Here is a 13,205-nt window from a genome sequence, read left to right as displayed (position 1 = left end):
CTTGAATGGTTGAGTATCGCTATCTTGGGCGCAGTGCCCTCAAAGTGTCGCCGCTGACGCTCGGATCCATGATGTTCGGCAACCAGACGCCGGATGACGTCGCCTTTCGCATCATCGACAAGGCGCGCGAACAGGGCATCAACTTCATCGACACGGCCGACGTCTACCACGACGGCAAGTCGGAAGAAGTGGTCGGGCGTGGTATCAAGGCGCATCGCGATCACTGGGTGGTGGCCACGAAGTTCGTCAACTCGCGCCAGAAGGGGCCGAACCTCGGCGGCTATTCGCGCAAGTGGGTGTATCAGACGGTCGAGAATTCGCTGCGCAATCTCGGCACGGACTATATCGACATCCTCTACTTCCACCGCGCCGTCTTCGATGCGCCGCTCGAAGAGCCGGTGCGGGCGATCGCCGATCTGATCAAGGCCGGCAAGCTGCGCTATTTCGGGGTCTCGAATTTCCGTGGATGGCGCATCGCTGAAGTCGCCCACCTCGCCGATCAACTCGGCATCGACCGGCCGATCGCGAGCCAGCCACTCTATAACATCGTCAACCGCACCGCCGAAGCGGAGCAGTTGCCGGCGGCTGCCGCTTACGGACTTGGTGCCGTGTCCTACAGCCCGTTGGCGCGCGGCGTTCTGACGGGCAAGTACAATCCCGGTGAAGCACCGGCCGCCGATACGCGCGCCGGGCGCGGCGACAAGCGCATGCATGACGTCGAGTTCCGCGAAGAATCGATCGCGATCGCCAAGCAGATTGCCGCACATGCCCACGCTAAGGGCATCGCGGCCGCCGATTTCGCGCTTGCCTGGGTGCTGAACAACCGGCTGATCACCTCGACGATTGCTGGTCCACGCACCGAAGAGCATTGGGATGCCTACATCCGCGCGCTTGGCGTCAAGCTTGACGCGGAAGACGAGGCTTTGGTCGATCGCCTGGTCGCGCCTGGTCATCCGTCCACCCCGGGCTTCACCGATCCGGGCCATCCACTTGAGGGCCGCGAGCCTCGTTTCGGTGCGACCGAAGCCGAGATCGTTCCGCTTGCCCGTTCTCAGCGAGTCGCCTGACGGGTTTCGACCGGGCGGCGCACCATCGCTGCCGCTCTCTTGTAAAGAGAGAGCCCCGGATCAGTGATCCGGGGCTTCGTTTTGCCGGGCCTATTCTGCTGCCGCGGCTTGATCATGCCGCAGGCCGAGGAGGCGCCGGGCATTGCCGCCGGCGACGAGGCGTGCCTCCCGCTCATTCAGCCCGGCCTGCGCCAGACTTTCTTGAAATTCGTCCCGGTCGAGAGCCGCAAGGATCGGCCAATCCGTGCCGGCGAGGACCCGCTCCGCACCGAAAAAACCGGTGAGCGTTCGGACGATGTCCGGATCATGACCCATCGTATCGAAGTAGATGTTGGGCCGCCGTCCCGCCGCCCGCTCGGCGCGACCGTAGATGCCGCCGCGCGCCGCCTGGACGATTGCGCCAAGACCAAGGGTGGCAAAGACCAGATGCAGGTCCGGCAGTTCATCAAGGATGGGCGACTGGATCACCGACAGGAATGCGACGCCGTTCATTAGACCACGCCCGAGCGAATTGCCGAGATTGCCGGCACCTTTGATCAAAGCTTCTGCGTTCGGGTGCGCAACGGGGTGGACGAACACCGGAACCTTGTGACGCGCCGCGACGTCGAGGGTTGGTCGAGCTGAGGGATCGGTGATGAACTTGCCGTCGCGCGAAGAGTCAATTACCAGACCCGTCAGACCGAGCTCCACGATCGCCCGTTCGGCCTCGCGCGCCGCTTCCTCCCCGGCAAAGGCGTCGACGACAGCAAAGCCGGTGAGCGTCGGATGCGCATGCGAAAGCGTTGCCAGCCAGTCGTTGGCTTCCCGGACCGCTTTAAGCGGCACGATCCCTTCCATTCCGAAGAGGCTTTCGACCGTCGCGGTAACCACGGCTAGCGATACGCCGCTTTGCTCGAGTTCATCGACGAGTGCCTGGGGGGTGATGATCTTTCGGTGTATCTCCGGCGAAAATGCGCCAGCTGGCTTTTCATATCTGCCGCCCGGGCGCCAGGCTGGCGGCCAGAGATGGGCATGGATGTCGACGATATCGAGCGGCGCGGTCATTCGGCTGCAACCTTTCTGGCTTCGCGTTCGGCGATACCCGCTTTGACGAGCGGCACGACATCGCGTCCATAGGTGACGGTATCTTCCGTCGGGTAAAAGCCGCGAACGAGGAAGTTGGAGACCCCGGCGTCGTAGTAATCGAGGATGGCGTCGGCGACCTGCTCAGGCGTGCCGACCAGCGCTGTAGAGTTTCCGCCGGCGCCGCTCGCTTCCGCGACTTCGGTCCACAGCCGCTTGTCGAGGACCTTGCCGCGGCTGGCGGCCTCCCGTAGGCGAACGGAACCGACGTTCGTCGGCAGCTTCTCGCCGTTGCCGCCGGCCGAGCGTGCGACCTGCGCCTTGACCTTATCGAGGATATCCGCTGCCTTTGCCCAGGCCGCGTCTTCAGTCTCCGCCACGACGGTACGAAAGGCGAGGGTGAAGCGGATATCGTCTGCGGCGCGACCATTGGCAACCGCAGCCGCCCGCACCTTCCCGATGGTTTCCCGCGCGCCGTCGAGCGGTTCGCCCCAGAGCGCGTAGATATCCGCATGCTTGCCGGCAACGGCGATCGCCGCTTCCGAGGAACCGCCGAAGGAAATTGGAATCCGTGGCTTCTGGAAGGGCTTCACCTGGCTGAAGGCGCCCTTGAATTTATAGAAGCGCCCCTCGTGGTCGAAGGGCTGGTCGCTCTCCCAGACCGTCTTCAGCACCGTCAGGTACTCGTCTGTGCGGGCGTAGCGGGTATCGTGGTCCTCGAAGTCGCCGTCGCGAGCCTGATCCGCGTCGGATCCACCAGTGATGATATGCACCCACACACGCCCTTCCGAGAACTGATCCAGTGTGGCGAGCTGGCGCGCGCCGAGTGTCGGGGCCATCAGGCCGGGCCGGTGGGCAAGCAGGGCCCCGATCCGGTCGGTCTGGCTGAAGACATAAGCCGCGATCTGATTGTTGTCGGGCCATTGCGCGAATTGGCCGATCAGCAGGCGGTCGATGCCTGCCGCTTCCGCCGCCTGGACGTGATTGCGGATATAGGCCTTGTCGATGACTGGACCGGACGCGGGCACAATGTCGGACCCTTGCCTGTTGGACGTGTGGCCGATGAATTCGGGGCGCATGGAGGAACTCCTTCAAAAGGCTAGGCGCGTAGAGTTCAATAATCTATATCGTAGATGTATTTTGTCGATTACATTTTGCGGGCCAATCTTGGGACGGATTGTCACGCGATCGGCCATTGCCGAAATTTTTCCTCCTCTAGAGCCCGCTCCGGCCCTCGCACTGTCCGCCCGCAGGCCAGGCATCCGCCAAACGGAGTGGCCTGAGTAGCTTTTTTCATAAAAGCCGCGGAGTTTAGAATTACACTATCTCGATAAATATAGTAGATTTTATATGGTCTGGCTAACACCTCCATCGGGTGCTGGAGAAATCGGCGTTGCCTGCGCTTCGCCTGCTAGGGGATACTCAGATGATAGCAAGACATAACGGGACTTTGAAACCGACGCGCCGCGCGTTCCTCCTTTCCTCCGTTGCTCTGGCGACTGCGATTGCCGTGCCATTGCTGCCGGTGCCCTCGTTCGCGGCGGAGGAGCCGACGCGCGGCGGCAGCGTCTCGATCAACATCGGCACCGAGCCGCCCGTGCTCGTGCTCATCGCCCATAGCGCCGGCGCCGCCTACTATATCAGCGGCAAGGCGACTGAGAGCCTGCTGACCTATGACAAGGACTTCAATGCTCAGCCGTTGCTCGCCACGGAGTGGACGGTGAGCGAAGACGGCCTGCGCTATTGGTTCAAGCTACGTCAGGGCGTTCGTTGGCACGACGGCAAGGATTTCACTGCCGAGGATGTCGCCTTTTCGATCCTGGCGCTGAAGGAGAACCATCCGCGCGGTCGCGCGACCTTTGCCCACGTAAAAGAGGCAAATGTCCTCAATTCGCATGAAGTGGAGCTGATCCTTTCAAAGCCGGCGCCCTACCTGCTGACTGCCTTTGCCAGCTTCGAGGCGCCGATCGTTCCGAAACATCTCTACGAAGGGACGAAGATCGCGGAAAACCCGCACAACGTCGCCCCGGTCGGCACCGGCCCCTACAAGTTCGTAGAATGGGTTCGCGGCAGCCATGCGCTCTTCGTCCGGAACGAGGACTATTGGGGTTCGCCCAAGCCCTATCTCGACCAAATCATCTTCCGCTTCATCATCGATCCGGCCGCAGCCGTCGCGGCGATCGAGACGGGTGAAGTGCAGGTCTCCACGGCCAATCTACCGCTGACCGACATCGACCGCCTGAAAGCCAATCCGAACCTCGTCGTTGATACCGACCCGGCGCCCTATTCGCCGAGCATTGCCCGTGCCGAGTTCAACCTCGAGAACAAGTATCTGGCCGATATCAAGGTCCGCCATGCAATTGCCCATGCGGTCGACAAGGACTTCATCGTCAACACCGTCTATCTCGGCTACGCCACCCGGCTCGATGGGCCGGTCAGCCCGGACCTCGCGAAGTTCTACACCCCGGACCTCCCCAAATACGAGTTCGATCCGGCCAAGGCCGAGAAGCTCCTGGATGAGGCAGGCTACGCGCGCGGCGCCGATGGTTTCCGCTTCAAGCTGTTCATCGATCCAACCCAGCCTTCCGGTCCTCCCAAGCAGACCGCGGAATATATAGCGCAGGCCCTTGCAAAGGTCGGCATCAAGGTGGAACTGCGAACGCAGGACTTCGCGACCTTCGTGAAACGGGTGTTCACCGATCGCGACTTCGACATTGCCATCGAAGGCATGAGCAACCTTTACGATCCGACCGTCGGCGTCCAGCGCCTCTACTGGTCGAAGAACTTCAAGCCGGGTGTCCCGTTCACCAACGGCTCCAGGTATTCGAACCCGGAGGTCGACCGGCTTCTCGAGACGGCCGCCGTCGAGATCGACCCGAAGAAGCGCCTGCAACTCTTCAACGAGTTCCAGAAGCTGGTGGTTCAGGACCTTCCGACGCTCGACATCGTCACCCCGGCGGTGATCACCGTCTACGACAAGCGGGTGAAGAACCTGAAGCTCGGTGTCGAGCATCTCTGGAGCAATGGGGCAGACATCTATCTCGACGGGCAATCGTAAATGATCGCGACGAGCAATCGTCGAAGGCGCCAGTGCAGCCGGAGTGGTACCCGGCTGCATCGTCTTTTTTCCAGTCTTGGAGTTGACGCGTGACGATAACCAAGGTGCTGACCGTTCCCCGTCCGACACGTGCGGAACTTCTCGCGCGCGTCCCTGGCTTTGTGTCCGAAGTCTCAAAGGGCGCGGCCGAGCGCGATCTGTCGCGCTCGCTCCCTTTCGAAGCCTTCGAACTGTTTCGTGAACTGGAACTTGGGACCCTGCGCATTCCGGTCGCCCTCGGTGGGCCTGGCGGTTCGGTTGCCGACTATATCGAGATGATCGCTGCGATCGGTGCTGCCGATTCCAACGTCGCACATGCACTTCGGTCTCATTTCAACTACGTCGAAAACGTCATTCTCAGCGAGCCTCGGGAGCGGGATGCCAACGCCGTAGAACTGATCCTGGCCGGAAAGCTCTTTGGCGGCGCTCATACCGAACAAAGTACGGCTCGCCCCGGCCAAGTGACGACGACGATCATCAGGCAGGGCGACACCTACAGGCTCAACGGTCGCAAATGGTACGCCACGGGCACCGCCTTCGCCGACTTTGCTTCGTTCAGTGCGCTGGACGAGGAAGGGCAGGCGGTCGGCGTTCTCCTGCCGGTCGATCGGCAAGGCATCACCATTCTCGACGATTGGGATGGCATGGGGCAGCGGCTGACTGCAAGTGGAGGCGTGATCCTCGACAATGTCGAGGTGTTCCCGCACGAGTTGGCCCGCCGCGCACTCGACAATCTCGTTGGTCGCCATTGCTCGACGCTGCGGCAGTTGCACCTGGCTGCAAGTGCGGCCGGTGCCGTGCGCAACGTCCTTTCCGATGGCCTTGCCTATGTCCGCAAGCAGGCGCGCGCCGCCGCCCACAGCAGCGCCGAAACGGCAAGCGAGGATCCCTTCGTCCAGCAGGTCATTGGCGAGATCGCTGCAAACTCCTTCGCCATCGATACGGCGGTCGCCGCAGCCGCGGAGGCGCTGGACCGCACGGCCGCCGCGTTCGGCGGGGGAACCGACGTCGCGATCGAGGATGCCCTGATCGCCAGCGCGCTTTCGACGGCGCGAGCACAGCTCGTTCTTGGCCAGCTCGGATTGCGAAGCGCCGAACGCATCTTCGAACTGGGCGGCGGGTCGGCGACCTCCCGCAACAACAACTTCGATCGGCACTGGCGCAATATCCGCACGGTCCTCAATCACAACCCGCTCCTGCACAAGGCGAGGGTGCTGGGCGACTACCTGGTTAACGGGACGACCACCCATCTGAGGGAAGGAAAGGTGTTTTGACTGCGCACCCACCTGTCAAAACAGGCGCGCCACGGGCTCTCCCAACGGTGAGCACGTGCCCGCAGGTTTTAATTGAATCCCACGGAGAACCTGGTCGAGAAGTTCTTCAATTGAGCGTACGCCTCAAACGTCGCTATCTGCACTGTTTGTACTAAATTGATCGCATGATGTATCGTCGGGAACGGCGACCCAGGCTTCGCTTGAGATGGAGATCACTTTCAGGCCGTTTGATCGCACCGGTCGATCACGGATCGCGCAGCTGATAAACAAGTCCAATCAGTTCAATCTGACCACCCGGCAGCGGCCGGACATGTTGACGGGCGCTCTATGGGTGAGATCCCCACCGGTCTTGAGGTCCCGCCCGAGGTTCGTGTCGCCGGGGTTGAGCAGCGCGAGGGCAAGCCGTAGACCTGTAAATTGGCCGGGCCGGCGGCGAGCATGCCGGCATGATAGCGGTCGAGGCTGAAACTCGTCTCACCGGCGATGAACGTGTCGCACCCGACAATCGTACAGTTGTTATGCTCCGCCGGGTTTATCTTCCTTCTCAATTTGCCTTAGGGCGCCCTCAATCGTGGCTTTGTATCGCACGCGAGGGGGCCGCACATTGTGCGCAAACAGCATGCGGCGAGCCTGCGTAGAGGCGCCCGTGATGAAGAAGCGCACTTTGGCACGCCCAGCTTTGTGCACCGCGCCTTCAATGACACTGGCAGCAGTAGAATCGAGAAAGGAGACTGCCGAGCAATCGAGGATGAAGTTACGCCGCTGGTCGGCGATGCGGTCGAGGATTGCGCCGACCGTCGTGGCAGCGGCGAAGAAAAAGGCGCCGGAAATGCGGTAAACGACCGTGTCCGGATCGCTGGCGGCTTCCGCGCGATAAGCCTCGCGCCCGCCATTTGCCTCGTCGGCGGTGTCGTCTAGCGACGGAGGAGTGTGAGCTTCGACGGCGATCGTCTTCGACATACGGTCGATGAAGAGCACTGCTCCGAGCGCGAAACCCACGACGATGCCCTCTGTCAGGTCGCGGAAGACGACAAGCAGGAACGTGACGAGCAGCACCAGTGCATCGCCCCGCGAGGAGCGGATCAGCGCGGCCACTGATTGCGTCTCGATCATGTTCCAGGCGACGACGGTGAGCAAACCGGCGAGCGCAGAGAGCGGGATGTAGCTCGCGAGCGGTGCGGCAATTAGCATAAAGCCGAGGAGGAACAAGGCATGTAGCATCCCAGAGATGGGGCCATGCGCGCCGGCACGGACATTGGTCGCCGTGCGCGCGATCGTGCCGGTCGCACAGATGCCGCCAAACAGCGCCGAGGCTATATTGGCCAAGCCCTGCGCTACAAGTTCGCAATTGGAACGGTGACGTCGTCCTGTCATGCCATCGGCAACGACCGCCGAAAGCAGCGACTCGATTGAACCGAGCAAGGCGAAGGCAACAGCATTTGGCAAAACGGCAAGCAAAAGTTCGTTGCTCATCGCGGGAAATGAGGGCAGCGGCAGGCCGCGCGGAATGCCGCCGAAGCGAGTCCCAATTGTGTCCACAGGCAAGGAGAAGACTGCCGCGACGAGCGCGGCGGCGGCGACGGCCAGCAGCATGCCTGGCCAGCGCGGCCGTAAACGTTTCAGGGCGAGGATAGTGCCGATCGTCAGTATTGCCACGGCAAGCGCTGAAGAATTGAACGTGGGCGCTGCGGCGGTCAGTGTGGCCAGCTTCGCCAAAAGTTCACCCGGTTCCGCGCCCGACAATCTCAGCCCGAACAGTTCTTTGATCTGGCTGGCGAAGATGATGACGGCGATACCGGCGGTAAACCCGATGGTCACCGGATAGGGGATAAATTTGATATAGGTGCCGAGCCGCATATAGCCGGCGGTCAGCATGAAGACACCTGATATCATTGTCGCAAGAAGCAGGCCTTCCAGCCCGTGGCTGTGTACCGTCGCCGCCACGAGCACGATGAAGGCACCTGCTGGTCCACCGATCTGGAAACGGCTGCCGCCGAGAGCGGATATCAGGAAGCCGCCGACAATCGCGGTGAAGAGGCCGCGTTCGGGGGAGACGCCCGAAGCAATGGCAATCGCCATGGAAAGCGGCAAGGCCACGATCGCCACGGTAAGCCCGGCGACCGCGTCGCTGCGAAATTGCGACCAGCCATACCCCTCGCGAAGCACGGTGACGAGTTTGGGTGTGAACAATTCCCAGAATGTTGGGGCAGAAAATTGTGCCGAGTTCGGCCTGCGGGCCGTTAATACCGTCTGCGTTTGCCGCGATATCCCCATTTGTTATTCCGGCCTTCGTTATAGGCGACGGGACGTCGACGTCACGGTCGGCGATTGCCGCCGTTGGAGAGAACTCCGCGTTTCACCTCTTCGCATCGACGGATGGACCCGGCTGGACTAGGCGGACACCGCGCCCGCCGCGCTCACTCGGCTGGTTGTCGCCGATCAGCTCTACGCCGCAGGCATTGAGCGCTTCGATCACTCGCGTCAACGTTTCGACCACGCCACGCACAATGCCCTCGCTGGCCTCCATGCGCTGGATCGTCGGTACTGACACGCCGGCCTTCTCTGCAAGCATCTTTTGGTCGATGCCGGCAAGGGCACGAGCGGCACGCATCTGTGCAGCTGTGATCATTCAGATTTGTTCCATAGCCGTTAATCTAAATTAGTGACGCATTGAAGTTCATGTTTCAAGCCTAAATCCTGAGACACCGACGATGCGCCAGAGAACTATCTCAACGGCTCGTTCGCTGGGTTCGCCTCCGGCGCTAAACCGCGATTTGCTTTCGCGCGGTGACAGGGATAGAGGCACATATGAGTTTAGCAGCCGATGCCGAGAGCATCACGGCGATGCGATCAAGACAAGCAGGGTACTACAGCGGAGCGAACATGAGCGACCAGGGCGATGACTACGTTTACGACGAGGCGACCGGCGAATGGCGGCTGGCATCGGAAATCGCCGCGGAGGCCGCGAAAGCTGCGGAGGTTCGCGATGCGTCCGGTAATCTTCTTACCGACGGAGACTCTGTGGTCCTTATCAAAGACCTCAAGGTGAAGGGGGCCGGCCAGACCCTCAAGCAGGGCACAATCATCAGGTCGATCCGGCTCACCAACAACCCGGAAGAGATCGACTGCCGGCACGACGCGATCAAGGGACTGGTCCTGCGCACCGAGTTTGTCCGCAAGCGGTGACCGACGACATCAGTTGGCCGGACTTGCAGTCGGTGCGCTGTGTCCGAATTTACCTCAGCCTCCGGCGTCGGTTGGGCGGGCACTCCGATGGGCCGTCTTCTAGATGGACGACTTCCCACTAGAAGCGGCTCAGAACGCTCTTCCACAGCCACCCGTGGCTGGCAGTGTATCCCTGGAGCACTTACTGCTGCTTGGACGGGGCGGCAGTCACATCGCTGGGGTGCGGCGGTCTTCACTACGACGATCACCGCCGCCTCCCTTTGGCAATAAGGCGTTTGAGACAGCGGAGTGTCGGCTGCCAGTAGGTCGGTCAGGCGCGCAATGCGGCAAGATGCCTTACCGTTTCGAGGCAGGCTGGTTGCTGGTCTGCAAATCGGCGTCGTGTCCGGCCCATGGGAGTCGCCCCAGCCGATCGGCAGATGAAGGTCGCCGATACCGAGCGCGGCTGCCTCGGCCGGATGATAGAAACGCTTCATCGAATAGGGCAGGCCGAAGCTATCGTGCACATGCAGATGGCCGGTCACCGGCGCTGCTGGGACTGCGCGCGTTCCTTGGCCGGAGCCATGGACATGCTGAAGCGCCAAGTGGCAAGGCTTGCGGTAGGGAAAATGAGATTCGTGTTTGCAACAGACAAATGCGCCTATTGCTGTACCTGATCTCGGAGACGAACATTTCGCAATCTCCGAGATCGAAGTAAGCTCTCTGGCCAACAAGGGCCGAGTTATTTCGTGACCGTCAACCTGGCTTGCATGCCGGCTTCGAAATGGCCCTTGATGTTGCAGAGAAGTACGTAGGAGCCCGGCGCGAGTTTCGCCTTTAACTGGCCATTGGCTCCCGGCTTCAGCTCGGAGACTTCGCCCAAGCTTTGGAGCTTCTCCTCGTTGACCCGTCCCTTGGCGGCATCAATGGCAATCTTCTGATCGGCTGACTTCAGCTTCACAAGCACCATCTCATGCTCTTCAGTCATGGCGTCGTTGTGGACGAGAAATGTCGTCTCACCGGCCTTGATCGTGGCCTGGTCGAGAGTCAGGGCCATCGGGCCACCACCTTCACCACCCTCGGTGACCTTGACCATGGTTGCTGCGAATGCAGGCGTTGCAAGACAGACGATGGCAAAGGCGGCAAATGTGTTCTGGAGGTATCGCACGCGGAATTCTCCTTTTTGAATGGTGCAGTTCAGCAGTTCATGAGGTCTAGACGGTGATGCTGCTGTGCGCCGAACGTACGAGGCCGGTTCTGTCCGTTCCCTGTCATTCTCTCGAATTTCGGGAAATGGACGAGACAGCCCTCAGGCGCCGTGCGCCACTGCGCATCGGAGTGCGCATTTTACGAAAAGACGATTATCGGAATTGCGCAAAGTCACGCGAACGGCGGTTTGATGTCGAAAGTTGTCCTTGGTCGACTTGGCGACAACCAGCAAAGTAATGTCGAGATTTACACCAGTTGTTGCCGATCTTCGGCTCTTAGCTGTCGCGCGGAAGCGCACCCGAGCGTCGGGCGACGGTGCAAAAAGATAGAGCCATTCACCGCGCACTCACAACGAGCTCGCGCAGCATCGAGGGCATTGCCCGCGAAAAGCCGAAGCCGGATTTTGATAGTCAACGGAAGGGTGCGTTCGTTTCGCCGTTATGTCTACGTCGATGCGGGGGAGGTTCTGTGCTTCGAATATCGCATAGTGAATCGATCGGAACCGCCTCGGATTAACTGGGGCGCACGGCTCGTCCTCCTGTGGTGAGGATCGGCTTGGCCCACCCGAGCAGCCCTCGGAAGACCAGTGCAGGGCGAGCCACCTCAGGGACGAAGACGGACATACGGTCTTACGGAACTGTTGCGCATCCGCCTCGCACTCGTTCGAAATAGGCCGTCATCACGCCATTGATGGAAATCGATAAGCGTGGACATGCCGCGCCGTGACTTCGCCCATGACCTTGAGCGGCGCGCGACGCTTGTTACGGAAGCGGTCTTCGCAATGGACTTGCTCATGCCAATAGGCAGACTTGCACGCCCGATAGGAGCGGCTGATGTCCATGTGCTCATCCGAGCCGGATCGGTACTGATTGCCCTGCCACTGGCGGGCGCCTCGGTCTGTAGCTGGCCACCTTGCCCGCCACACTTGCCGCCACCACGCCATCATGGTCTGATCCTCAGCCGGGAACGGAAGCGATGCTGGCCGCACTCAAGCCGCCGGGCTCGGCCCCTCGCGATCGTTGGCATCAACGACGCCGCGGAAGGTCAGCGGGTCCGAAGCGCGATTTGTGTTGTCCACGGCTGATCTCACGCTGGCGGGTGAGTTCACCGCACTATCGTGACCGAGCAAAGCGCCTGTTGTGCGACCTTCTGCGAGACGCTTCCAAGCAGCATCCCGGCTAACCTTCCCAGCCCACGGCTGCCGACGACGATCATGTCTGCACCAATCTCGTCCGCTACGGCGAGAATGGTCTCAGCATAGTCGCCAGGTTCGACCCGCGTGTGCACGTCGTTGACGCCAAGAGTTCGTGCACGTTCCGCCGCATTCTCGACAATGCGTTCTCCGAGCACCGACCTCGTCTCGCCAATGCCGCCTTGCGAACTTTTGAATAAATCGTGCCTCGAGGAGAGGGCGCGCTCTTGCCCAGGCATCGTGATCGCCGAGACACGCCGCACCATATGCTCGGCTCGTGCAAGTTGGCTTGCTTCCTCGGCCCTCACGGCGTTCAATATGACGTGAAGGATAGTAAAGCGCGCGCCCGGACCCCTTGCGATGTTGGCTGCCATCTCCACGGCTTTCCAAGCCGTATCGGAGCCGTCTGTTGCAACAAGAACGTGTTTGATCATCATCGTCCCTCCGGTTCAGCAAGTCTCCCACAACTGAGGCGGAATGTATTGATACTGGTCAAAGGACTGCAAGCGTACTTCGAAACCTGCGCTGACGTCGCGGCGAGCGCCAAGGCGCCGGATAATACGGACAGCGCGGCTGCGGCCACGCAGACTTGGCATCGGCATCCTTGATGCCGATCAATGTAGGCTCTCTGGTCGCGTTCCGGATGGATTTCCGCAAACTGGTTTTACGATACTTGCGACCGACAGCCGGGCATAATTTCTATTCTTCTGAACCAAAAAATCTCAGGCGAGCCTCAGCTTGGTACGCTGCGGGAGAGGGCGCAGGCGGCGGTGTCAGCACTGTGCTCCGTGTCGCGTGTGAGGCTGGAACCGCCTACGCAGTCCACGACGTTATCGATGTCCGTTCTCGTTATCGCTCTCAACCTCACCATCGACGTTTCAAGCCTCGCTGAGCGTCCATTTATGGACCGTCGTGTTCGATCGGGCCTGCGCGCCATTGACGAACGGAATGCGATTATACAGCCGAGCGCTATTGCGCCGAGAAGTTCGAGGAGCACAATCTTTCGAAGGACGTCATTTACACACCTGTGACGACACCTTCTCGCCGGTGTCACTGGTGTCGGCCGGTCTTGGCATCGGCTTTGCGTCGAAGTGGAGGGGCGGTCTGTGAATTTCGATCCTTGAACCTGCGATCATGCC

11 protein-coding genes and 2 pseudogenes are annotated in these 13,205 nt (G+C 60.9%); 5 read left to right on the top strand and 8 right to left on the bottom strand.

Annotated features, from left to right (window positions below):
- Positions 1 to 5 precede the first annotated feature (5 nt).
- Positions 6 to 1,067: an aldo/keto reductase gene (locus BKP54_RS20900; RefSeq protein WP_084814789.1), complete on the top strand. Its 1,062-nt coding sequence runs from the start codon at positions 6 to 8 to the stop codon at positions 1,065 to 1,067.
- 90 nt (positions 1,068 to 1,157) lie between these two features.
- Here BKP54_RS20900 and BKP54_RS20895 read toward each other — a convergent pair whose 3' ends face one another.
- Entirely contained in the window at positions 1,158 to 2,111 is a 954-nt protein-coding gene (locus BKP54_RS20895) for an amidohydrolase family protein (RefSeq protein WP_084814788.1), read from the bottom strand.
- The gene (locus BKP54_RS20890; RefSeq protein ID WP_084814787.1) at positions 2,108 to 3,208 is read right to left on the bottom strand and encodes an LLM class flavin-dependent oxidoreductase; all 1,101 of its coding nucleotides are present in this window, start codon (positions 3,206 to 3,208) and stop codon (positions 2,108 to 2,110) included. The genes BKP54_RS20895 and BKP54_RS20890 overlap by 4 nt, the downstream gene beginning before the upstream one ends.
- A 347-nt stretch (positions 3,209 to 3,555) precedes the next feature.
- Here BKP54_RS20890 and BKP54_RS20885 point away from each other — a divergent pair, with 347 nt between their 5' ends.
- Both BKP54_RS20885 and BKP54_RS20880 read left to right on the top strand, forming a co-directional pair.
- Positions 3,556 to 5,187 carry an ABC transporter substrate-binding protein gene (locus BKP54_RS20885; RefSeq protein WP_084814786.1) on the top strand — a complete coding sequence of 544 codons (1,632 nt, stop codon included), beginning with the start codon at positions 3,556 to 3,558 and terminating at the stop codon, positions 5,185 to 5,187.
- An 89-nt stretch (positions 5,188 to 5,276) separates the two neighbouring features.
- The gene (locus BKP54_RS20880) at positions 5,277 to 6,500 is read left to right on the top strand and encodes an acyl-CoA dehydrogenase family protein (RefSeq protein ID WP_084814785.1); all 1,224 of its coding nucleotides are present in this window, start codon (positions 5,277 to 5,279) and stop codon (positions 6,498 to 6,500) included.
- 516 nt (positions 6,501 to 7,016) lie between these two features.
- Here BKP54_RS20880 and BKP54_RS20870 read toward each other — a convergent pair.
- Together BKP54_RS20870 and BKP54_RS20865 are read right to left on the bottom strand one after the other, a co-directional pair.
- The gene (locus BKP54_RS20870) at positions 7,017 to 8,774 is read right to left on the bottom strand and encodes a SulP family inorganic anion transporter (protein ID WP_051509340.1); all 1,758 of its coding nucleotides are present in this window, start codon (positions 8,772 to 8,774) and stop codon (positions 7,017 to 7,019) included.
- Between the two features lie 82 nt (positions 8,775 to 8,856).
- Positions 8,857 to 9,129, bottom strand: a complete 273-nt coding sequence (locus tag BKP54_RS20865) for a helix-turn-helix transcriptional regulator (protein ID WP_025430787.1) — start codon at positions 9,127 to 9,129, stop codon at positions 8,857 to 8,859.
- 254 nt (positions 9,130 to 9,383) lie between these two features.
- Between BKP54_RS20865 and BKP54_RS20860 the strand changes: the two genes are divergently transcribed.
- Positions 9,384 to 9,686 (top strand): alkylphosphonate utilization protein, encoded by a 303-nt coding sequence (locus BKP54_RS20860; protein ID WP_025430786.1) that lies wholly within the window; start codon positions 9,384 to 9,386, stop codon positions 9,684 to 9,686.
- 310 nt (positions 9,687 to 9,996) lie between these two features.
- Here the strand turns inward: BKP54_RS20860 and BKP54_RS37335 are convergent.
- The 4 genes and pseudogenes from BKP54_RS37335 to BKP54_RS20845 form a co-directional block, all read right to left on the bottom strand.
- Positions 9,997 to 10,225: pseudogene (locus BKP54_RS37335) on the bottom strand (sugar phosphate isomerase/epimerase); the annotation flags it as partial.
- Between the two features lie 182 nt (positions 10,226 to 10,407).
- Complete coding sequence (locus tag BKP54_RS20850; protein ID WP_025430785.1) at positions 10,408 to 10,833, bottom strand: plastocyanin/azurin family copper-binding protein; 426 nt, start codon at positions 10,831 to 10,833, stop codon at positions 10,408 to 10,410.
- Positions 10,834 to 11,553: 720 nt separating this feature from the next.
- A complete protein-coding gene (locus BKP54_RS35880) occupies positions 11,554 to 11,715 on the bottom strand; it encodes a hypothetical protein (protein WP_158071711.1) in 162 nt (53 codons plus the stop codon).
- Positions 11,716 to 11,978: 263 nt separating this feature from the next.
- Entirely contained in the window at positions 11,979 to 12,500 is a 522-nt protein-coding gene (locus BKP54_RS20845) for a universal stress protein (RefSeq protein WP_084814833.1), read from the bottom strand.
- Positions 12,501 to 13,021: 521 nt separating this feature from the next.
- On the opposite strand from BKP54_RS20845, the pseudogene BKP54_RS37330 reads away from it, so the two are divergent.
- Positions 13,022 to 13,173 (top strand): annotated as a pseudogene (locus tag BKP54_RS37330) (LysR family transcriptional regulator); the annotation flags it as partial.
- Positions 13,174 to 13,205: the final 32 nt, after the last annotated feature.

The sequence above is a fragment of the Ensifer sp. 1H6 genome (genome assembly GCF_001976035.1).
Lineage (GTDB): Bacteria > Pseudomonadota > Alphaproteobacteria > Rhizobiales > Rhizobiaceae > Ensifer > Ensifer canadensis.
Note: the sequence above shows the minus strand (reverse complement) of the source record. Positions and strands in the feature narration are given on the sequence as shown.

Excerpts from the sequence above, each read along its gene's own strand:
- BKP54_RS20900 (WP_084814789.1), top strand. The coding sequence starts at position 6 with ATGGTTGAGTATCGCTATCTTGGGCGCAGTGCCCTCAAAGTGTCGCCG.
- BKP54_RS20895 (WP_084814788.1), bottom strand. The coding sequence starts at position 2,111 with ATGACCGCGCCGCTCGATATCGTCGACATCCATGCCCATCTCTGGCCG.
- BKP54_RS20890 (WP_084814787.1), bottom strand. The coding sequence starts at position 3,208 with ATGCGCCCCGAATTCATCGGCCACACGTCCAACAGGCAAGGGTCCGAC.
- BKP54_RS20885 (WP_084814786.1), top strand. The coding sequence starts at position 3,556 with ATGATAGCAAGACATAACGGGACTTTGAAACCGACGCGCCGCGCGTTC.
- BKP54_RS20870 (WP_051509340.1), bottom strand. The coding sequence starts at position 8,774 with ATGGGGATATCGCGGCAAACGCAGACGGTATTAACGGCCCGCAGGCCG.
- BKP54_RS20865 (WP_025430787.1), bottom strand. The coding sequence starts at position 9,129 with ATGATCACAGCTGCACAGATGCGTGCCGCTCGTGCCCTTGCCGGCATC.
- BKP54_RS20860 (WP_025430786.1), top strand. The coding sequence starts at position 9,384 with ATGAGCGACCAGGGCGATGACTACGTTTACGACGAGGCGACCGGCGAA.
- BKP54_RS35880 (WP_158071711.1), bottom strand. The coding sequence starts at position 11,715 with ATGGACATCAGCCGCTCCTATCGGGCGTGCAAGTCTGCCTATTGGCAT.
- BKP54_RS20845 (WP_084814833.1), bottom strand. The coding sequence starts at position 12,500 with ATGATCAAACACGTTCTTGTTGCAACAGACGGCTCCGATACGGCTTGG.